Below are 20,714 nucleotides of genomic sequence, written 5' to 3' on the forward strand. Positions count from 1 at the left end.
TGCGCAAGTGGAAAAAGTTCATGCATTTTTTGACGATTTTGTGACATTAGGTCGAAAAAAAGATGAACTTTAGAAAAAAATAAAGCTAATAAGGGCAGATTTTGATAGCATAACAAGGTAGATAGAGAAAAGATTTTGAGAAAGTACATTTCAGATTCACTACATCAATAGGAAGGATGGTGATCTTCTTGTTCAGAGCATTTAAACCGTTACTTTTATTAGCGATGTTGGCTGTTGTTTTCGTACTGGGCGGATGCAGCGACATTTCCGTTTTAGATCCGAAAGGACCTGTAGCAGACCAGCAGAAAGATCTGATTCTCTTGTCAATCGGATTTATGCTGTTCATTGTCGGCGTCGTATTCGTACTATTTACAATCATTTTAGTGAAATACCGCGACCGCAAAGGCAAAGACAGCGGAAATTACAAGCCCGAGATGCACGGCAACACGTTCTTAGAAGTAGTCTGGACAGTGATCCCAATTTTAATTGTTATTGCACTTTCTGTGCCTACCGTACAGACGATATATTCGTTAGAAAAAGCGCCTGAAGCGACAAAGGATAAAGAGCCTCTTGTTGTTTATGCTACTTCGGTAGACTGGAAATGGGTATTCAGCTACCCAGAGCAGGATATTGAGACGGTTAACTACCTGAACATTCCTGTAGACCGTCCGGTTTTATTTAAAATTTCTTCAGCCGATTCAATGGCATCGCTATGGATTCCTCAGCTTGGGGGACAAAAATACGCGATGGCGGGAATGCTGATGGATCAATACTTACAGGCTGACAAAGTGGGAACATATGAAGGCCGCAACGCGAACTTCACCGGCGAACACTTTGCCGACCAGAAATTCAACGTAAAAGCTGTTACGCAAAAAGACTTTAACAGCTGGGTGAAAAAAGCCCAAAGCGATTCTCCAAAGCTGACGAAAGAGAAGTATGACGAACTGATGCTTCCGGAGAATGTCGGAAAATTAACGTTCTCTTCTACACACTTAAAATACGTTGACCACGGCCAAGATGCCGAATATGCGATGGAGGCGCGCAAACGCCTTGGCTACAAAGCCGTATCACCGCACTCTAAAACAGATCCGTGGGAAAATGTAAAGAAAAACGAATTTAAAGTATCCGACGATAAACAAGATTGAAATTGAACAAGAAAGGAGGAAGCCCGAATGAAATTGAGATGGGATGAATTTTTTGTAACAGGTGACCCATTAATTCTGGGCGCACAAGTTTCCATTGCGCTTTCCACTATTGCTATCATCGTTGTACTCACATACTTCAAAAAGTGGAAGTGGCTCTGGTCTGAATGGCTCACGTCTGTAGACCATAAGAAACTTGGAATCATGTACATTATCTCTGCTGTTATCATGCTGTTCCGCGGCGGGGTCGACGGCTTGATGATGCGCGCCCAGTTAGCGCTTCCTAATAACAGTTTTTTAGACTCAAACCACTATAATGAGATCTTTACGACTCACGGTACGATCATGATTATCTTCATGGCGATGCCGTTTTTAATCGGTCTGATCAACGTTGTCGTACCTTTGCAGATCGGTGCGCGCGACGTAGCATTCCCTTACTTGAACAACCTGAGTTTCTGGACGTTCTTCGTAGGTGCGATGCTTTTCAATATTTCTTTCGTTATCGGAGGTTCTCCGAACGCAGGCTGGACGAGTTACATGCCGCTGGCAAGCAACGACATGAGTCCCGGGCCTGGTGAGAACTTCTACCTGCTCGGTCTTCAGATTGCCGGTATCGGTACGCTGATGACGGGTATCAACTTTATGGTGACGATCCTGAAAATGCGTACGAAAGGCATGACGCTGATGCGTATGCCGATGTTCACATGGACGACGCTGATTACAATGGTTATTATCGTATTCGCCTTCCCTGTTTTGACAGTGGCATTGGCGCTGTTATCATTTGACCGTTTGTTCGGCGCTCACTTTTTCACGCTGGAAGCCGGCGGTATGCCGATGCTTTGGGCTAACTTGTTCTGGATTTGGGGACACCCTGAAGTATATATCGTTATCTTACCGGCATTCGGTATTTTCTCTGAAATTATTTCAGCGTTTGCAAGAAAGCAGTTATTCGGTTACAAAGCGATGGTCGGCTCAATTATCGCCATTTCCGTCCTGAGTTTCCTTGTATGGACTCACCACTTCTTCACAATGGGGAACAGTGCGTCTGTTAACTCTTTCTTCTCGATTACAACGATGGCGATTTCGGTTCCGACCGGGGTTAAAATCTTTAACTGGCTCTTTACGATGTATAAAGGCCGAATCAGTTTTACAACACCGATGCTGTGGGCGCTTGCGTTCATCCCGAACTTCGTTATCGGCGGGGTAACAGGGGTTATGCTTGCGATGGCTGCAGCGGATTATCAATACCATAATACGTACTTCCTCGTATCTCACTTCCACTATGTGCTGATCGCGGGTACGGTATTTGCATGTTTCGCAGGTTTTATTTTCTGGTATCCGAAAATGTTCGGCCACAAGCTGAACGAAAGAATCGGAAAATGGTTCTTCTGGATCTTTATGATCGGATTTAATGTATGTTTCTTCCCTCAATACTTCTTGGGGCTGCAAGGTATGCCTCGCCGTATTTACACTTACGGACCGAATGACGGATGGACTGCATTGAACTTTATTTCAACTGTCGGAGCCTTCATGATGGGTGTCGGATTCTTAATCCTTTGCTACAACATCTACTACAGCTTCCGCTACTCTACTCGCGAGATCAGCGGAGATTCATGGGGCGTGGGACGTACGCTTGAGTGGGCGACTTCATCTGCGATTCCGCCGCATTACAACTTTGCGGTGCTTCCTGAAGTGAAATCTCAAGATGCGTACCTGCAATTGAAAGAAGACAAAACGGATATTCATCCGGAAAGCAAGTTCAAGAAAATCCATATGCCGCACAACTCCGGAAGACCGCTTATTATGTCAGTGGCGTTCGGTATTGCAGGCTTCGGACTTGTATTTGAATGGTTCTGGATGGGCATTGTCGGCTTGATCGGCATTCTGCTTTGCATGGTGCTTCGTTCATTTGAATATGACAATGGCTACTATATACCTGTTGAAGAAATAAAAGAGACGGAAAGAAAGATTTCCGAATAAAGGAGGCGTGATTTATGGAACATGCAGAACACGGCAATTCTAACGCGCCTATGGAATATCAATCTGAAACCGGCAGACTCAATATTCTCGGGTTTTGGATCTTTTTAGGGGCAGAGATTGTGTTGTTCTCAACACTATTTGCAACCTTCTTCGTTCTTCAAAGAAGAACAGCAGGAGGAGTCTTACCGGCTGAATTATTTGAAGTGAAGCTTGTCATGATCATGACATTCCTGCTTCTGATCAGCAGTTTCACCTGCGGGATCGCTGTTCATGAAATGCGTCGCGGAAGTTTAAAAGGCGTCGTCATTTGGACGATCATTACGCTTCTTCTCGGCGCGGGCTTTGTCGGATGTGAGCTTAACGAGTTCATCCACTATGTACATGAAGGAGCATCTCTCGGTACAAGTGCTTTCTGGTCTGGATTCTTCGTCCTTCTGGGAACGCACGGAACGCACGTAACGATCGGTATCTTCTGGATTGCCGGCATCTTACTGCAATTGAAGAAACGCGGATTAACGCCGCAGACGTCTTCAAAAATCTTTATCTCAAGTTTATACTGGCACTTCTTAGACGTTGTTTGGATCTTCATCTTTACAGGCGTCTATCTCATCGGATTGGGGGGACTATAATATGGCAAACAAATCTGCTGAACACAGCCACTTTCCGTGGAAGCATATCGTAGGTTTTGCGTTGTCTATTATTCTGACCCTGCTGGCCCTTTGGGTTGCGGTATATACGGAATTAAGCCCATCAGCAAAACTCTGGATCATTTTCGGATTCGCATTTATCCAAGCTGGTCTTCAGCTTCTCATGTTCATGCACATGACAGAAAGCGAAAACGGCGGAATTCAAGTCGGAAACACGCTCTTCGGATTTTTCGGAGCGATTGTTATCATCCTTGGTTCCATCTGGATCTTTGCGGCGCACTACCATCACGGTGACCATATGGATGGAAACCCTCCTGGCGGTGCGAAGCAACATTCCGAACATCAGGAATAAAAAGAAACCCTCTTCGTTCAGGCGAAGAGGGTTTTTTGTGCCTTTATTGGCTTCTTCTCCGGCGCAGGCGCGGAAGGCCGTAAATGATAAAGGCGGCGATATGGGCAATGATGACGTTGGCGGCAAACAGGATGATCATGAGTGTGTGGCCGAGAGGGGATAGGCTGCTGGTTGCGTAAAAGTAGAAGAAAACCCACATGAGAATAATTGGCGGTATGGCCGAAAGAGCCACTTTTTTGTTATCCAGCCAGATAAAGAGGGGTGTTGCGCTTGCGACCAGTAAATAAGCAAAAAACATGTCCATCTTACATGTCTCCTTTCATTTTATGGGAGCGTTTCCAAAATGAAATACAGAGAATAAAATGTGTCTGTTTTGTGGTCGTTTTTTGAACATTTTGTTACAATTATTATACCATGTTTTCCAATTTTTGATACCGCTTTTTCGAGAAATGTATTGCAACTATTGCCTCATTTTTGGATAGGTACAAGAAACCGGAAAGGCCAAATACCCTGTCACATTTCCGGACAATGGAATGGCGCAGGCTGTGAACCTTTGCTATGGTCAAAGAAACATGCACAGCAAGGGTGGTTTGAAGTGGACGTAAGGAAAGAAGATGTCACAGCGCCGGATGTCATTGCGCTTTTGCAGGATCATCTGAAGAGCATGACCATGCATTCTCCTCCGGAAAGTATACATGCGCTCAATGCGGACCGGCTGCGTCAGCCTGACGTTACGTTTTGGAGTGCGAGGGAAAACGGCATTCTGCTCGGCTGCGGTGCCTTAAAGGAGCTAAACAGCCGGCACGGTGAGATCAAATCAATGAAAACCTCTCCGCATCATGTCAGAAAAGGCGCAGCCAACCGGATCCTCCGCCATATGCTTGAAGAAGCAAGGCGGCGGGGCTATCAGCGGATCAGCTTAGAAACCGGTTCTATGGAGGCTTTTCTCCCCGCCAGACGCCTGTATGAAAAAGCCGGGTTTCAATATTGTGATCCGTTTGCACATTATAAAGAGAACCCGAACAGCTTGTTTATGACGTTAAACATAAGCTGAAACCCCTTTTCTGATGAGAAGGGGTTTTTTATCGGAAAAGTTTCATCATGACCGAAACATTTCCTTTTCTGACACGTCATATGTCGTGTAGTCCCCAAACCGTAAAAAATAAAAAGGAAGCAACCTCATCATGTTTTCTTGAACGGTGTTCATGTATAATAAACAATAGTGACTTCCGATGAAAATGTAAGGCGGGATAGAATGAGTCGATATAAGAAACAGCAAAATCCCTATTATCAGGGGGATTTGATTTTTATATTTGGTGTGTTTTTAATAATTAGTGTTGCGGCGATTTATGCGGCCGGACAGTTCGGGCAGTACGGAAGTGATGCCTGGATGAGACAGATCGTCTTTTATGTCATCGGAGCCGGTCTCATGGTCAGTATCATGTATTTTGATTTAGAGCAGCTTGAAAAACTGAGTCTGTACGTGTTAATTGCCGGCGTGCTGTCGCTGCTCCTTTTACGTGTGGCGCCGGAATCCATCGCGCCGATTAAAAACGGAGCGAAGAGCTGGTTTAAAATCGGCAGCTTCACTCTTCAACCTTCAGAGTTCACGAAAATAGGAATTATGATGATGGTCGCGTCCATTATATCGAAGGCGGGCCCGAAGGATCAAAGGTCACTTCGGGAAGATGTGAATCTGCTTTTGAAAATTGCGGCATGGACGGTCATTCCGCTCGGGCTGATCGTTTTGCAGGATGCCGGAACGGGTGCGATCTGTCTGTTTATCGTTATGGTGATGGTGTTTATGTCGGGTGTAAACTGGAAGCTGATCACCATCATCGGCGGTTCGGCCGCGCTTGTGCTTGGCCTTTTCTTAGTTCTCGTGATTGAATTTCCCCATGTGGCGAATTCAATCGGCATTGCGGATTATCAAATTAACCGGATTACATCGTGGATGTCTGACTCCAGTGCGGCAACGACTCAGGCAGAGAGCGATAAAAGCTGGCAGGTGGATCAGGCCGTTATGGCGATCGGATCGGGCGGCATTACCGGAAACGGCGTTCATAATCTGAAGGTGTACGTACCTGAGGGACAGACCGACTTTATCTTTGCGATTTTGGGTGAAAGTTTTGGATTTTTAGGCTGCGCCATTGCGGTTGTCATGTTTTTCTTTTTAATTTACAGACTTGTGGTGCTGATTGACCGCTTGCATGCGTTTAACCGATTTGGAGCGTTTTTTTGCGTAGGATTTACTGCACTTATCGTGATTCACACCTTCCAGAATATCGGGATGAATATCGGCATTATGCCGGTTACCGGTATTCCGCTGCTGTTTGTCAGTTATGGGGGGAGCTCGGTGCTTTCTACATTAATCAGCTTCGGGATCGTATATAACGCAAGTGTGCAGCTGACGAAATATAAAAGCTACTTGTTCAATTCTTAATGTGAGACGGCTCGTTTTTCGGGCTGTCTTTTTTTGTTTAGAGCATTTCGCTTTTGACATGATTCCCTTTCGGATATGATATATAAAGAAGGAGGCTTTTATATGAACAATACCATCGAAACTATACTTAATCATCGGTCGATCCGATCATTTACTGACGAGCTTCTGACAGCAGAAGAGATAGATACATTAGTGAAAAGCGCCCAGGCGGCGTCAACGTCCAGTTACGTGCAGGCTTACTCCATCATCGGTGTAACCGATAAAGAGAAAAAGCGGAAGCTGGCGGCACTGGCCGGAAACCAGCCTTACGTCGAAAATAACGGGCACTTGTTTGTGTTCTGCGCTGATTTGTACCGCCATAAAAAACTTGCTGAGGAAAAAGGCGAAAACATTACCGAGCTTCTTGAGAATACGGAAATGTTTATGGTCAGCGTCATTGATGCCGCACTTGCCGCACAAAACGTAAGTGTTGCCGCGGAATCAATGGGACTTGGCATTTGTTATATCGGAGGCATTCGAAATGAACTTGATCAGGTGACAGAAGTGCTTGGAACACCTGACCATGTGCTGCCGCTGTTCGGCTTGGTAGTCGGTCATCCCGCTCATCCGTCCGGTCAAAAGCCGCGCCTGCCGAAACAAGCCGTATATCATGAAAACACGTACGATACGAATGAAGAACACTTCCGCAGTTATATGAAGGAATATGATGAAACCATTTCCGCTTATTATGATAAACGGACAAACGGCAAGCGGGTTGAAACGTGGTCTGATCAAATCCTGCAGTTCATGAAACAAAAACCGAGAACCTATTTAAATCAATATGTAAAAGATAAAGGTTTTCAAAAGAATTAAGAAAAAACCTCTCCTGACCGGGAGAGGTTTTTTTATGTTTCACGTGTAACATATTTCGACAAAATGGAACAAGGTATATAAATGTTTATCATCAGGGATGCTTATAAGCATACAGAAAGAAAAAACGGCTTAGCAGTGGTACGATGTTGAGGAGGTGACAGTGATGATTTCATTAAGCATATTAGATCAATCTCCTGTATCAGAAGGGAGTTCTGCGGAAAGTGCTCTGCGGAATACAGTAAGACTGGCGCAGGAGGCGGAAAAGCTCGGATATAAGAGGTTTTGGGTGTCAGAGCATCATTTTTCAGAGCGGTTGGCGGGTTCAAGCCCTGAAGTGCTGATCAGCCATATTGCGGCGAAAACGAATGAGATTCGTGTAGGATCAGGCGGTGTCATGCTTCCGCATTACAGCGCATATAAGGTGGCGGAGAATTTCCGCGTGCTTGAAGGTTTGACGCCGGGCAGAATCGATCTCGGATTAGGGAGAGCGCCGGGCGGAATGCCGATCGCATCATGGGCGCTGAATGACGGCGGGAAGCGGAATGCTGATCAATATCCGCAGCAGATTCGTGAGCTGGCGATGTATTTGCATGATGCAGCCGACGACAATCACCGTTTTCCGAATCTGACCGCATCACCCCTTATTAAGACGGCGCCTGAAGTCTGGCTTCTCGGTTCATCGGGGGAAAGCGCGCTTCTGAGCGCAGAAACGGGAGCAGGCTATATGTTTGCCCACTTTATTAATGGAGAAGGCGGAGAAAGCACGACAGCACAATATAAGCGCAGATTTAAACCTTCCGCATTAGGAAAAGAATCAAAAACGGCCGTGGCTGTGTTTGTGCTGTGCGCCGACACGGAGGAGAAAGCGGAGGAACTCGCGGCTGTCATGGATTATACGCTGCTTGCGGGTGAACAGGGGATTCCGCTTCACGGCGTACCGTCTTACGAAACCGTCCGCGGAAATACGTATACACCGTATGAACAAAGACGAATTGCCGATAATCGGAATCGAATGATCATCGGAACGAAGCTGCAAGTGAAAGAACAGATTCTGGCTCTCAGTAAAGCATACGGAACAGAAGAAGTGATGGCTGTAACCATTACTCATCATTTTGAAGATAAACTTCAGTCATACCGCCTGCTTCGAGAAGCTTTTGCCGAATGATCAGAAAGAAACCCTGCTGATGCTCCAGCAGGGTTGTTCGGTTATTCAATGATAAAAGGTTTTTCAGTCAGCACCTGGCTTGATTTCCCTTTGTTCGCGGCATAGGCCAGCATATAATATTCTCCTGCCGGCAGTGCGGTGTCACCATTGACTTTGCCGTTCCAGTCGAAATATTGATAGCCTTTATCCTGCTTTTTGTAAATGCCGGCTTGGCCGACAAAGTCAAGATTACTGTCATATACAAGGAAGGCAAGCTCTTCGGCTCCCGCCGGAAGATAGGTTTCAATTTGGTAGGTTCCCTGCGTTGTGCCGTCCTGCACGTCGATTGAAGTCACGCGCGGATAGTCCGGCTCTTTTACAATCAGTAGCGTCGGCACTTTTGCGACTGTTTTTCCGCCTTCACGCACTGTGACGGTTCCCTCATAGGTGCCTGTCTTTACTTTTTTGGCATTGACCTTTACTTTGGCATTGACCTTTCCGGTTTGATGAGCGGGGATCACGACCCGGTCTGTGCCCGAAACGGTAATGCCCGTGCCGTTGAAAGAGTACTCGAGCTGATATGATTTTCTGATGGACGATTGGTTTTCAATCGTAAAGGTTTCTTTTTTCGTTTCATTGCCTTTGTCTTTCATAAACGTTCCGTAAGAATAACTTCCCGGGGCGACTAAGGAGTCTGCTTTGATCGCCTTCATGATTCTGATGCTTCCGGCGCCTTGCGCATTATGCGGGTATACGTCACCGTCCGCGTCCGTTAAGGTTTCCGCGGTGTTCATGAGAGCGGCTTTTATTTGTTCCGGGCTCCATTTCGGTTTGGCCTGCTTGATGACGGCAGCTGCGCCGGCTACATGCGGGGAAGCCATACTCGTTCCCTGCTTCGATCCGTAGCCGTACGGGTCGGCCGGATCATGGGTCGGAATGGTGCTGACGATGTTTACGCCGGGAGCGGAGACGTCAGGTTTAATCATCCACGTGTCCATAACCGGACCGCGTGACGAAAAGTCTGCCATTTGTTCAGTGAGCGATTTAGCCACGGATAAATTGAATGTCGCTTTTGTGCCGCCCGCTTTTAATTGGCTGACGAGTTTTTCGCCGTCTTCTGATGAAAGCTTAATCGTCGGCACTGACATGCCCGGTACGTTGGCTTCAATTTCTCCCGGGGCATTGTTATACACAACCATACCGATCGCGCCCGCTTTTTTGGCGTTGTCGGCTTTATCCACAAAGGCGATGCTGCCCCGTTTGACGACAGCGACTTTTCCTTTCAGATCTTTGCCTTCAAAATCCTTTTGCTCGCCGATACCCGCCTCTATGAGCTCTATTTCTTTTTTATTCAGTGCTTTTATGTCATCTTCTTTGTTGTAGCCCATTACTTTCGCTGAGGAATAGGAACCGAAGGAGACGGCGTACTCGTTCAGCGGCAGCTGGGTCGCTCCGACGGAGATGGCTTCTCTGGACGTTCCCGGAGAGCCGACGGTCCAATTGTTCGGCCCGCTGTTTCCGTTTGATGTAACGGCCGTGACGCCTTCTGACATAGCCCAGTCAAGCGCCGTGCTTGTCGCCCAGTCTGGGTTATTCACAGAATTGCCGAGAGAAAGATTCATGACATCCGCTCCGTCCTGTACGGCGCGTTCGATGCCGGCGATGACGTTCTCTGTTGTTCCGCTTCCGCCCGGACCAAGCACACGGTAGGCAAGGAGTGTAGCATCGGGTGCGACGCCTTTAATCGTTCCGTTTGCCGCTACCGTGCCCGCGACATGGGTTCCGTGGTCAGTCGACGCGCCTCTCGGATCACCGGACGGCGTTTCTTCAGGATCGTAGTCGTTATCCACAAAATCGTATCCTTTATATTGTCCGAAATTTTTCTTTAAGTCAGGGTGTTTATATTCGACACCGGTGTCAATAATGGCAACCTTGACGCCTTTACCCGTATAGCCGAGCTTCCACGCGTCATTTGCCCCTATATAAGGCGCGCTGTCATCCATCTGCGGAGACACGGCATCCTTAGATAGGGTGATGTCTTTATCTTTGAGCTGATCGGTATGATAGGTGACATTCGGATAAACCGCTTTGACATCCTGATCACTCAGCAGTTTGGGGATTTCATTTGCCGGGAGTTTCATGGAGAAGCCGGAAAACACTTGCTCATATTCCCTGTTGATTTTTCCGTGTTTAATGGTTTTGAGCGCTTTCTTTTTCACTTTTGAACGTTCGCTTTTCAGCTTGCTTTTTGTCTGTGCTTTGCCGAGTTCCTTTGCTTCCGCCAGTGACTTTTCCTTCAGCTCCACGATGACTGTCGTTTGTTTGCCGGTGGTCATATCAATGTCACCGAACACCTCAGCCTTCTCAAGATCAGGAGTTTGCGGTTTTGAAGCCGGCGCAGCCTGTGAACTTGTGGATAAGGTAAAGGATAAGACAAAAGCCGGAAGCAGATAACGGATGATTCCTTTTTTCAATCGTGTTTCCCCCTTTTTCTTTATCTAAATTAGAAATCTAGTATATATTTCTTGAAAATTCAAAATAATCCTTGTGACATATGACTCATTTATGGAAATTGGTCTGTGAATAAGGAGGGAGTTATACACAGAATCCTGTGTATAACTGAATAAATTTGTGTATATATATTGTTGGGAACGAATGTTCCTATACAAAATATAGACCGAGTTTGTGGATATGTGGATATACACTGTGTTTAAGCTGTGCTTAACCAAGGGATAAAGTGTGTATAACTTTTTTTATCGGCTTTTCCATTTTTCAGGTCATTTCCATCAGCTTTCAACAAAACTTCTGAAAACTAGTTTGTTTTTTCACTCATATTGTGACAAACAATTCGCCCGGCCGCGTCTATCATAGAGTCATAGGGTTGCTAGACCCGCTAGTTTTTAGCGGAGAAGGATCGGCCGCCTTTTCCGTTAAAGCGGAGAGAAAAACAGGCCTGCGAACAAGCTGTCTGTCAAAAAGAAGCGGAGGGATGATTTGCAATGAAACGTTTGCTAGTATCTTTACGGGTGTGGATGGTCTTTCTGATGAACTGGATGGCGCCGGGTAACGGAAGATATCCATTAGCCGCCGTGTACGGAAACCAAGCGGCTTATCATAAGAAAGCGAAGCGGACGGCTGGGGTTTTTTCGTTTGTGAGCCGTGTCCGATCGGCGGATTTGACCGATGAAACGAAATCGGCCCGCGGCAGGCTGGATAAAAACCGATGGATGCCTGTCCGCAAAGAATTGCCGAAACGGGAGCGCGCGGGTCCGGCACCTTTACATCATATGAAAAAGAGGGTACAATCCCACTAAACATATGAACGGGAGCGAACCTCTTGAGAATAGACAAAGTATTAAACAACAATGCGGCGTTAATAAAAGAAGACGGACGGGAAAAGATCGTAATGGGTCCCGGAATCGCTTTTCAAAAGAGAAAAAATGATGTGATTCAAAAGCATAAAATTGAAAAAATATTTGTCGTGCACGACGAAAATGAAAAGTTCAAACAAGTGTTAGAAACGCTTCCCGAAGAGCATATAGAGGCGGCTGAAGATATCATCAGCCATGCGGAGGGAGAGCTTGCGGCACCTTTGAACGATCACATCCACATTGCGCTGGCGGACCATTTATCCTTTGCGATCGAAAGGATTCAAAACGGCCTTCAGGTGCATAACCGATTGCTTCATGAAATTAAGGCGCTTTATAAAAAAGAATATGAGATCGGCCGCTGGGCGGTTGAACACGTGAAACAAACCCTCGGTATATCATTGCCTGATGATGAGGCGGGGTATATCGCGCTTCATATCCACACTGCCAAGGCGGATGCCAAAAGTATGTATTCGGCGATGAAGCATACAACCATGATCAAAGAAATGATCGAAAAGATCGAATCCTTTTTCGAACAGAAGGTGGATGAAGACAGTATTTCCTATCAGCGCCTCGTCACGCACTTGCGGTATGCGGTCAGCCGGTTGGACTCAAATGAAGCACTCCATTCCATGGACGAGGAGATGCTTTATTTCATCCAAAAAAAGTATCCGTTTGCTTATCGGTGTGCGCTTGAACTGGCGGCGTTTTTAAAAACTGAATATGATTTGGAACTGCCGGAATCCGAGGCCGGCTATATCACGCTGCATGTCCAGCGTCTGCAAAAAAACCCGGAATAACGCGTCTGTTTCGAGAAACAGACTTTTTTTTTGAAAACATATTGACGAAAGCGCTACCATGGAATAGAATGAAAGCGCATTAAAAAAACTGAATCCGGCGGGATTGTGACTGGTAATGCAGGCAAGACCTAAAATTTGCGTACATGAAAAAGGGATCATGCTGACCTTTTTCGTTGGCGAATTTTAGGTCTTTTTTGATTTTAGAAAGGGGGATACATAATGAATTATCAAGAAACGGCAAAACAGCTTATCAAACACATCGGAGGGAAATCAAATATCATCAGCGCGACACATTGCGCCACACGGCTCAGGCTCGTCATTCAAGATGAACAGAAGATCAGCCAGGCCGGCATTGAAGAGACAGAAGGAGTAAAAGGGGCTTTCAGCAGCTCGGGGCAATATCAGATTATATTCGGCACCGGCCTCGTGAATAAAGTCTATGACGCTTTTTCAAAAGAAGCTGATTTGGAGCGGGAGGATCGTGAGACACATCAGGACGCAGCGAAAAAAAAGCTGAATCCGGCCGCAAGATTTGCGAAAACACTGTCTAACATATTCGTTCCCATCATTCCGGCTATCGTGGCAAGCGGACTTTTAATGGGGCTGCTCGGCATGATGAAGGCTTTTCACTGGGTGTCTGAACAATCATCGCTGTTTAAGCTTCTAGACATGTTTTCAAGCGCGGCGTTTATCTTCCTGCCCGTATTCATCGGGTTCAGCGCGGCGAAGGAATTTGGCGGTAATGCCTTTCTCGGTGCCGTGCTCGGGGGAATTATGATCCATCCGGCGCTTTTGAATCCGTGGGGGCTTGCGGATGTACCGCCTGATTTTATGCAGCTCTTCGGCTTCGACATTGCGCTGCTCGGCTACCAAGGGACGGTCATCCCCGTACTGTTAGCCGTTTACATTATGAGCAAAGTGGAAAAGGGCACGCGAAAAATTGTGCCTCACGCATTCGATTTATTGGTCACGCCGTTTGTCACGGTGATTGTCACGGGATTTATCACCTTTATCGCAATCGGTCCGCTTGGCAGGGCGATCGGATCAGGCATTACCGTCTCGCTGACGTATGTGTATGATCATGCGGGCATTGTTGCCGGACTGCTTTTCGGAGGTCTTTATCCGCTTATTGTGCTTACCGGTGTGCATCACAGCTTTCATGCGATTGAGGCCGGCCTCATCGCTGATTTGGGCAGAAACTATATCCTTCCTATCTGGTCGATGGCGAATGTCGCTCAGGGCGCGGCGGGACTGGCTGTATTTTTCCTGACGAAAAAAGCGAAAATGAAAGAAATCGCTTTGCCTGCCGCATTTTCCGCTTTTCTCGGCGTAACCGAACCAGTCATTTTCGGTGTGAACCTAAGATACCGCAAGCCGTTTATCGCGGGAATGATCGGCGGAGCGCTGGGAGGAGCCTATGTCGTGGTGACCGGTGTCGCCGCCAATGCCTACGGTCTGACCGGAATTCCGATGATTGCCATCACGGCTCCGCTTGGTTTAGGAAATCTTATAAACTATCTGATCGGAATGGGCATCGCCTCTGTCTCGGCGTTTATTGCCGCTTACATTATGGGAGCTAAAGAAAAGGAGGCCGTCAAATGAGGACACCGGATCAAGAGCTGCGCCTGCAGGCTGAGGAAGCGAAAAAGAAGCGGCAAGAAACAGCCGCGTCAGATCCATACCGCCAGAACTATCATATTATGCCGCCGGTCGGGCTTTTAAATGATCCGAACGGCGTGATCCAATGGAACGGCGTATATCACTTGTTTTTTCAATGGCAGCCATTTCATACGGGGCACGGCGCGAAATTTTGGGCGCATGTGACGACGAAGGATTTCGTTAATTGGAAAGAGGAAGAAATCGCGCTTGCGCCGGGTGAGTGGTATGACAAAAACGGCTGTTATTCCGGAAGCGCCATCGAAAAAGACGGGCGCCTCTGCCTAATGTACACAGGCAATGTCCGTGACGGAGAAGGCAATCGGGAAACGTATCAATGCCTCGCCGTATCCGAAGACGGGATCGTGTTTGAAAAAAAAGGAGTCGTCGCGCGTCTCCCGGAAGGCTATACCGCTCATTTCCGTGATCCGAAGGTTTGGAAGAAAGACGGAGCGTATTACATGGTGCTCGGCGCGCAGACGGAAAAGCTCACCGGAAGCGCTGTGTTGTTCACATCGGAGAACTTGATGGATTGGACGTTTCTCGGTGCGATTGCGGGGGCGGAATCCGGCGGTCTCGGGTCATTCGGCTATATGTGGGAATGTCCCGACGTGTTTTCCCTTGACGGAACCGACGTGCTGCTCGTATGTCCGCAGGGGCTTGAAGCCGCCGGGATAAAATATCATAACAGCCACCAGGCGGGCTATTTCCTCGGCAGGTTTCATACAGAGCCGCCAGAATTTAAGCACGGTGAATTTACGGAGCTTGACAGAGGATTTGATTTTTACGCGGCGCAGACGCTGGAAGATGATAAGGGACGGAGAATTCTGTTCGCGTGGATGGGCGTTCCGGATCAGCATGAGGACAAACATCCGACACATGCGTATCACTGGATTCACTGCTTAACGATGCCGAGACAGCTGTCACTGTCCAACGGCAGAATCATACAGCGTCCGCTTCCGGAAATGAAATTACGCCGCACGGATGAGCAAAAGCGCCGTCTTCAATTGAATTGCTCGTCTATAAGCCTGCCGGTGAAAGATGCATCCCAGGCTGAAGTGCTGCTGGAAGACATCACTTGCGAATCCGGTTTTGAAATCTCAATTCGGGACGCGGCCCGGTTTATATTTCATCAGGAAGAGGGGCTGGCTGTGCTGGAGCGCACCGCTTTCAGCGGAGAAGAAAAAGAAACGAGAAGCTGCGCCGTCAGCGAGGTGCATTCCGTGCAGCTCTTTCTGGATGCATCCTCCATCGAATTGTTTTTGAATGATGGAGAAGAGGTATTCAGTGCCAGATATTTTCCTTTCCCGGGAAATGATGACGTAACCGTCACTTCGGTAGGAAGAACGGAAATAAATGGCTCAATTTGGACACTTTTGTAGAAAATCGTTCTTTTTTCTTATGTGAAACCTATGCCATCTGTGCTATTCTTCAAACGAAAGACTATGATTCCAGGAATAAAAGGAGTTGTTTTCTCAGTTTTGAAAAATCAGAAGATGACGCCGAAATGTTTACTTGTCAAAGCCGCAGAGCAAGTGGAAGATAAGCGGGAAGAATATAAAGAAGTACTGCTTCAGCTGAATCGCATGCTCAAGAGGGCTGAGCCGCACAATGAATGGAGTGATCGGCTGATGCATACATATGAACAGATGAAGGAATATGCGCTGTTTGTGCAGTCTATTGAGATGTTTTTGCGGTCATCCGCGAAAAAAATGAAATAATCCCCCTCGATCATGAGGGGGATATTTATTTTATTTTCCGCTAAGACGCATCGCCGAATGTTTAGTCGGTCCGATGTATTGGTTCAGCGGGAAGGATTCTTTGATTGCCGCGGTGATAAATTCTTTCGCCGCATAGATGGCTTCCTTCACTTCAGCGCCTTTGGCCAGTTCTGCCGTCACGGCGGCGGAGAATGTGCATCCGGCTCCGTGCGTGTAAGGTGTATCAATCATTTCGCTTTCTAATACTTCCGCGGTTTCTCCGTCATACAGCACGTCGATCGCTTTTTCATGTTTCAATTTGCCTCCGCCTGTAATCAATACATATTTCGCGCCGAGTTTGTGAATTTTCTTGGCCGCTTCTTTCATGTCTTCCACCGTTTTTAATTCATCCATACCGCTCAGCTGGCTTGCTTCAAACAGGTTTGGGGTGATGACGGTTGCCAGCGGCGCCAATTGGGTGCGAAGCGCTTCGGCATGCTCCGGATACAGCACTTCGTTCGCTCCTTTGCAGACCATGACAGGATCGATAACGACATTCTTCAGCTGTTTTTCTTTAATCGTTTTCGCCGCAAGCTCTATGATCTCCACGGTAGGGAGCATTCCCGTTTTCATGGCGTCTACGCCGATTCCGTCAACAATCGTCGCCAGCTGTGCGCGAATCGTATCAGCATCGATCGGAAATACTTGATGATCCCAGCTGTTCTCCGGGTCCATCGCTACGATCACGGTCAAAGCCGTCATTCCGTATACGTTTTTTTCTTGAAATGTTTTTAAATCGGCCTGAATTCCCGCGCCGCCGCTGGAATCAGAACCGGCAATAGTAAGTGCTTTGTGCATTGACATATCAATGGCCTCCATCAGTGTTTTATATCTCATTATAGTTAGATTTTCTCCCGATCACAATACGGAAGGCTTGGAGGAACGATTTGACAGCCGCGGGGGATGTGCGTACAATACCTACATAAGATTACTAGGTAAGGGTGAGAAAATAAATGCTCAACAGGGAGCTTGTAAAGGGAAGCACGGTCATTCTGGTGCTGACGCTGCTGAATGAACGGCCCATGTACGGGTATGAACTAGTGAAAGAAATGGAGAAAAGAAGCGGGAATGAACTGCAAATGAAGGAAGGCACGCTGTACCCATCGCTTCATAAGCTTGAACGCCAAAGCTATATTTCTTCTTACTGGGAAAAGCAGACCAAAGGGCCGGACCGAAAATATTACCGGATCACCGATGAAGGAAAAAACATTCTAGCCGAACGGACGAAGGAATGGAATCTGTTCTCTGCTCTGATGGACCGGATGCTGAAGCGGGGCGGGCAGAATGGATAAAGACCTTTATGTGCAGGAAATCAGAAAAGGGCTGGAAGGCAAGGCCGGAAGCCGTGAATTATTAAAAGAAATCGAAAGCCATATTCATCATGCCATATGTGATCATCTGGAAAAAGGCAAAACCGAAAGCGAAGCGATGGCGCTTATTCTGCGGGAAGTGGGGACTCCGTCTGAGATTATCTCTGCTTTTCAAAAAGCTTCGGCGGTGCCCGCGCGGACTTTTATGTTCTTTTATCTGTTCTGCAACTGCGGTCTTTTTGTGATGGGGGCGATGATTACGATGATGCACGCGTGGAGGATTCATCCCGCTGTTGACGCGCTGTGGAAAGGAATTTCCGTGTCAGTATGGCTGATTATGATCGGTTATGTGCTGTATTGGTTCCAAATCGGCTATCAAGCTGGCAAGGAGTTCGGGGCTGGCGGCAAAAAGCTTGCTGAGCGGACGGTATGGGCTTCAATGGTGCCGAATCTATGTTTTATGTTTGTCTTTTTGTTCAATCTGGTTCCGGCTGGGCTGTTTCCTTCGGCGGTCACACCGAGTTTTGCGGCAGTATGCGCCGTTGTGACGGTATGTTTTCCGTTTTGCGGCAAAATAGGTTTTTACGCAGGCAGGCAGAGACTTGCCTGATCTTTTTCACTATATACATAGGGAATCTATATAGGGGTGTTAAAATGAGATTAGGTTCGTGGATGTACGGCGCGTGCGCCCAAATAACCGTTACCGTATTTACCGTCTGCGGCTTGGTTCTTGCATTGCCCGTTGTGAGTCTTTTTATTATGGTTCTGAATGGGATGCAAGACGCTATTTTTGTTGTTTTCAGTATTTTGCTTCTTCTATTGTTTTATGCGCTGGGATGGATTTGGGCCGTTTCGTTTGCGCGTGAGTGGAAGGTGAAACTTTTCGAGCTGCAGATCAGTTCGCTCATTCCGCTGGCGGGTATATTATACTTGTACATTGACAGCGGGGTGAGTATACCGGAACTGATTCATGATTGGCATGAGGATGGATGTGCGCTTGTCCCGCCGGCTTTTGTCTGCTTGTGCACATGCTATGCGATGGTGTTGGTGCCTGTTTATCAATCAAAACTTTGGAACGCCATGGAGGCGGGCAGACTTAATGCCAAGGCGGTATGCACTGTTTGGGGAGACCTTCTGATCATTCTCGTTTTGCTGGCGGGCATGACCTGGATTTGTTTCTGAATGGGCCGAAATCAAAAATCCCCCCTGATCTCTCCGCCGCTTTATGTTTTAATAGAACATGAGAAAAAAGCAGAAGGAGCGGGTCATGAATATATCAATTGTCATAGTCACGTATAACCGGATTCCGGCTTTGTGTGAGCTGCTGGAGTCGATTTCCATGCAGACCATAAAGCCTTATGAAGTGATCATCGTAAATGATGCCGGGGAATCGGTCGAACAAGCGAAGCAGCTGTACAGCGATCTGCCGATTCAGATTATTGATTTAGAACAGAATGCCGGACATGTGGAAGCGCGGAACGCAGGTGTGAAAAAAGCGTCGGGTGATTGTATCATGCTGTGCGATGATGATGATTTCATTACGCCGGGCCATTTGGAAAGAATGGCGGCTGCACTTGCTGATGCGGATTTTGTCCATTCTGACGCGGAAATTGTGTCATTTGAAGAACGGGGCGGCACGAGATACCCGGTGTCACGAAAGCCGTTCGCCTATACGGCGGATTATGCGGATATGCGGGTGTTTTCCACGTACGTTCCGTCAGGCAGCATGTACAGGCGTTCTCTGCATGACACGTTAGGGTATTTTGATCCGGATGTCCATAATTATTGGGACTGGGACTTTTATTTGCGCGCCGCGAAACAGCACCGTGTGAAGCGTGTTCCTTGCGCGAGCGTCATATATGCGTTTTTTGAGGGAGGCGGCAATCAGTCCGCGGATCTCGGCGGCAAACGGAAGCGGTACTTAGACCGGTTAAGCGAAAAGCACGGGCTTGGGGAGCTCCCGACGAAAAACTTCGCGGTTCTTCTTGAAGAGCCGGACATGAAGAGGCGGGAGGCGCCGACTGACATTGTGTGGGACGGAAAGCCCGTTCATTCAAGACTGCACAGTTCATAAGGGGGACGGACAGTTTGAAACAGCTTTTAAAGGACAGCTGGTGGAATCAGCTGAAAGATGAATTTGACAAACCGTATTATCAAGAGCTGAGAGAGATGCTGAAACAAGAATACAGCAGCCAAACGATTTATCCTGACAGCCATGATATTTTTAACGCCTTGCATTATACGCCCTATGAGGATGTAAAAGCGGTCATTCTCGGACAGGACCCGTATCACGGACCAGGACAGGCGCACGGGCTTAGTTTTTCCGTTCAGCCCGGGGTCAGACAGCCGCCGTCTTTGAAAAATATTTTCATAGAGCTTCAGGACGATATCGGCTGCTCCGTACCGAACCACGGATCGCTCGTCAGCTGGGCGAAGCAGGGAGTGCTTTTGTTAAACACAGTGCTTACGGTTCGCCGCGGTCAGGCCAATTCCCACAAAGGCAAGGGATGGGAGCGGCTCACTGACCGCATCATTGATGTGGTGAATGAAAGAGAGAAGCCGATTGTCTTTATCCTGTGGGGGCGTCACGCGCAGATGAAAAAAGAGCGTATTGACACATCGAAACACATTATTATTGAATCGACTCATCCGAGCCCGTTTTCGGCAAGGAACGGCTTTTTCGGGAGCAGACCGTTTTCCCGTACAAACGCCGCCCTTGAAAAAATGGGGGAGCAGCCGATCGATTGGTGCATCCCCGACCTGCCGCAATAAACGTTTTTTTTGAGGCGCTTCCGCCCGGCGGAAGCGTCTTTTTTGACGTTCCGGGCGGTATGCCGCCAGAAAAAATAACAAACTCAATTCTGCGATTCGCTCAGAAATTTGATAAAATGCAGGAAGAAGACAAATTACTGCTGGAGGATTTACTCATGAACATACATATCTCTGCTTTGATTCAGAAGATGGAAGAAGAACTGAGGCAGGCGAAAACAGCGACCCGCACCGAGGAGGTCAAAATGCACGCGGCCGCCATCCGCTCTCTGTGTGATGTCGTGCTCGGCACTCAGACGCACACCGCTCCGGAGCCTGTGCAGAATCCGATTCCGAAAGCGGCGCCGAAACCTTCAGCGTCTCCTTCGACAGACCCGCTGCTGCTTGAAAAAATGATGGGCAGCGCCGGGCTGAACCAATATCAGAAAAAAGTGAAAGACGAACGTGAGGAAGACGGAAACGGGGATTCCATTTTCGATTTTTAACAGGAG

At 47.5% G+C, this 20,714-nt stretch carries 22 protein-coding genes; 19 read left to right on the forward strand and 3 right to left on the reverse strand.

Going from position 1 to position 20,714, the window contains the following annotated elements; genetic code table 11:
• The first annotated feature begins 179 nt into the window (after positions 1–179).
• Genes qoxA through qoxD form a run of 4 tightly spaced genes read left to right on the forward strand, consistent with a single transcriptional unit; the run spans position 180 to position 4,121 of the window.
• Complete coding sequence (gene qoxA, locus RUW00_RS09570) at positions 180–1,145, forward strand: cytochrome aa3 quinol oxidase subunit II (protein ID WP_012118744.1); 966 nt, start codon at positions 180–182, stop codon at positions 1,143–1,145.
• 27 nt (positions 1,146–1,172) lie between these two features.
• Complete coding sequence (gene qoxB / locus RUW00_RS09575; RefSeq protein WP_014419186.1) at positions 1,173–3,122, forward strand: cytochrome aa3 quinol oxidase subunit I; 1,950 nt, start codon at positions 1,173–1,175, stop codon at positions 3,120–3,122.
• 14 nt (positions 3,123–3,136) lie between these two features.
• Positions 3,137–3,751: a cytochrome aa3 quinol oxidase subunit III gene (gene qoxC / locus RUW00_RS09580; RefSeq protein WP_003150930.1), complete on the forward strand. Its 615-nt coding sequence runs from the start codon at positions 3,137–3,139 to the stop codon at positions 3,749–3,751.
• A 1-nt stretch (position 3,752) separates the two neighbouring features.
• Positions 3,753–4,121, forward strand: coding sequence for a cytochrome aa3 quinol oxidase subunit IV (qoxD, locus tag RUW00_RS09585; protein WP_014419185.1), 369 nt, complete (start codon positions 3,753–3,755; stop codon positions 4,119–4,121).
• A 43-nt stretch (positions 4,122–4,164) separates the two neighbouring features.
• Here qoxD and RUW00_RS09590 read toward each other — a convergent pair whose 3' ends face one another.
• On the reverse strand, positions 4,165–4,425 hold the full coding sequence (locus RUW00_RS09590) for a spore morphogenesis/germination protein YwcE (protein ID WP_280144715.1): 261 nt from the start codon (positions 4,423–4,425) through the stop codon (positions 4,165–4,167).
• A gap of 291 nt (positions 4,426–4,716) precedes the next feature.
• Between RUW00_RS09590 and RUW00_RS09595 the strand changes: the two genes are divergently transcribed.
• The 4 genes from RUW00_RS09595 (at position 4,717) to RUW00_RS09610 (ending at position 8,581) form a co-directional block, all read left to right on the forward strand.
• Entirely contained in the window at positions 4,717–5,175 is a 459-nt protein-coding gene (locus RUW00_RS09595) for a GNAT family N-acetyltransferase (RefSeq protein WP_029972914.1), read from the forward strand.
• A 201-nt stretch (positions 5,176–5,376) separates the two neighbouring features.
• Positions 5,377–6,564, forward strand: a complete 1,188-nt coding sequence (locus RUW00_RS09600) for an FtsW/RodA/SpoVE family cell cycle protein (protein ID WP_095060324.1) — start codon at positions 5,377–5,379, stop codon at positions 6,562–6,564.
• Between the two features lie 102 nt (positions 6,565–6,666).
• A complete protein-coding gene (gene nfsA / locus RUW00_RS09605) occupies positions 6,667–7,416 on the forward strand; it encodes an oxygen-insensitive NADPH nitroreductase (protein WP_007407708.1) in 750 nt (249 codons plus the stop codon).
• A 163-nt stretch (positions 7,417–7,579) separates the two neighbouring features.
• Entirely contained in the window at positions 7,580–8,581 is a 1,002-nt protein-coding gene (locus RUW00_RS09610; RefSeq protein ID WP_094296203.1) for an LLM class flavin-dependent oxidoreductase, read from the forward strand.
• 41 nt (positions 8,582–8,622) lie between these two features.
• On the opposite strand, the gene RUW00_RS09615 is transcribed toward RUW00_RS09610, so the two are convergent.
• Positions 8,623–11,034 (reverse strand): S8 family peptidase, encoded by a 2,412-nt coding sequence (locus tag RUW00_RS09615; protein WP_280144714.1) that lies wholly within the window; start codon positions 11,032–11,034, stop codon positions 8,623–8,625.
• A gap of 525 nt (positions 11,035–11,559) precedes the next feature.
• Here RUW00_RS09615 and RUW00_RS09620 point away from each other — a divergent pair.
• From RUW00_RS09620 to RUW00_RS09640, 5 genes are all read left to right on the forward strand, one after another.
• On the forward strand, positions 11,560–11,874 hold the full coding sequence (locus tag RUW00_RS09620) for a hypothetical protein (RefSeq protein WP_089072470.1): 315 nt from the start codon (positions 11,560–11,562) through the stop codon (positions 11,872–11,874).
• A 23-nt stretch (positions 11,875–11,897) separates the two neighbouring features.
• Positions 11,898–12,728: a PRD domain-containing protein gene (locus tag RUW00_RS09625; protein WP_014419179.1), complete on the forward strand. Its 831-nt coding sequence runs from the start codon at positions 11,898–11,900 to the stop codon at positions 12,726–12,728.
• A 219-nt stretch (positions 12,729–12,947) separates the two neighbouring features.
• Complete coding sequence (locus tag RUW00_RS09630) at positions 12,948–14,330, forward strand: sucrose-specific PTS transporter subunit IIBC (RefSeq protein ID WP_014419178.1); 1,383 nt, start codon at positions 12,948–12,950, stop codon at positions 14,328–14,330.
• On the forward strand, positions 14,327–15,766 hold the full coding sequence (locus RUW00_RS09635; RefSeq protein ID WP_280144713.1) for a sucrose-6-phosphate hydrolase: 1,440 nt from the start codon (positions 14,327–14,329) through the stop codon (positions 15,764–15,766). Before RUW00_RS09630 ends, RUW00_RS09635 begins: the two co-directional genes overlap by 4 nt.
• Positions 15,767–15,829: 63 nt before the next feature.
• Positions 15,830–16,105 carry a hypothetical protein gene (locus tag RUW00_RS09640; protein WP_042635591.1) on the forward strand — a complete coding sequence of 92 codons (276 nt, stop codon included), beginning with the start codon at positions 15,830–15,832 and terminating at the stop codon, positions 16,103–16,105.
• A gap of 30 nt (positions 16,106–16,135) precedes the next feature.
• Here the strand turns inward: RUW00_RS09640 and RUW00_RS09645 are convergent, their stop codons facing one another.
• A complete protein-coding gene (locus tag RUW00_RS09645) occupies positions 16,136–16,948 on the reverse strand; it encodes a bifunctional hydroxymethylpyrimidine kinase/phosphomethylpyrimidine kinase (RefSeq protein WP_095271322.1) in 813 nt (270 codons plus the stop codon).
• Positions 16,949–17,097: 149 nt separating this feature from the next.
• On the opposite strand from RUW00_RS09645, the gene RUW00_RS09650 reads away from it, so the two are divergent.
• The 6 genes from RUW00_RS09650 to RUW00_RS09675 all read left to right on the forward strand — a co-directional run bounded on the left by RUW00_RS09650 (position 17,098) and on the right by RUW00_RS09675 (position 20,708).
• Entirely contained in the window at positions 17,098–17,436 is a 339-nt protein-coding gene (locus tag RUW00_RS09650) for a PadR family transcriptional regulator (protein ID WP_003150960.1), read from the forward strand.
• Complete coding sequence (locus RUW00_RS09655; protein ID WP_021494753.1) at positions 17,429–18,064, forward strand: permease prefix domain 1-containing protein; 636 nt, start codon at positions 17,429–17,431, stop codon at positions 18,062–18,064. Before RUW00_RS09650 ends, RUW00_RS09655 begins: the two co-directional genes overlap by 8 nt.
• A gap of 44 nt (positions 18,065–18,108) precedes the next feature.
• Positions 18,109–18,636, forward strand: a complete 528-nt coding sequence (locus RUW00_RS09660) for a hypothetical protein (protein ID WP_017418661.1) — start codon at positions 18,109–18,111, stop codon at positions 18,634–18,636.
• An 85-nt stretch (positions 18,637–18,721) separates the two neighbouring features.
• On the forward strand, positions 18,722–19,528 hold the full coding sequence (locus RUW00_RS09665; RefSeq protein ID WP_007407698.1) for a glycosyltransferase family 2 protein: 807 nt from the start codon (positions 18,722–18,724) through the stop codon (positions 19,526–19,528).
• A gap of 14 nt (positions 19,529–19,542) precedes the next feature.
• Positions 19,543–20,226 (forward strand): uracil-DNA glycosylase, encoded by a 684-nt coding sequence (locus RUW00_RS09670; protein ID WP_012118732.1) that lies wholly within the window; start codon positions 19,543–19,545, stop codon positions 20,224–20,226.
• 59 nt (positions 20,227–20,285) lie between these two features.
• Positions 20,286–20,708: a YwdI family protein gene (locus RUW00_RS09675; protein ID WP_315956629.1), complete on the forward strand. Its 423-nt coding sequence runs from the start codon at positions 20,286–20,288 to the stop codon at positions 20,706–20,708.
• The last annotated feature ends 6 nt before the right edge of the window (positions 20,709–20,714 follow it).

Origin of the sequence: Bacillus sp. IS1 (assembly GCF_032461585.1) — a bacterium.
GTDB classification, from domain to species: Bacteria; Bacillota; Bacilli; order Bacillales; family Bacillaceae; genus Bacillus; species Bacillus velezensis.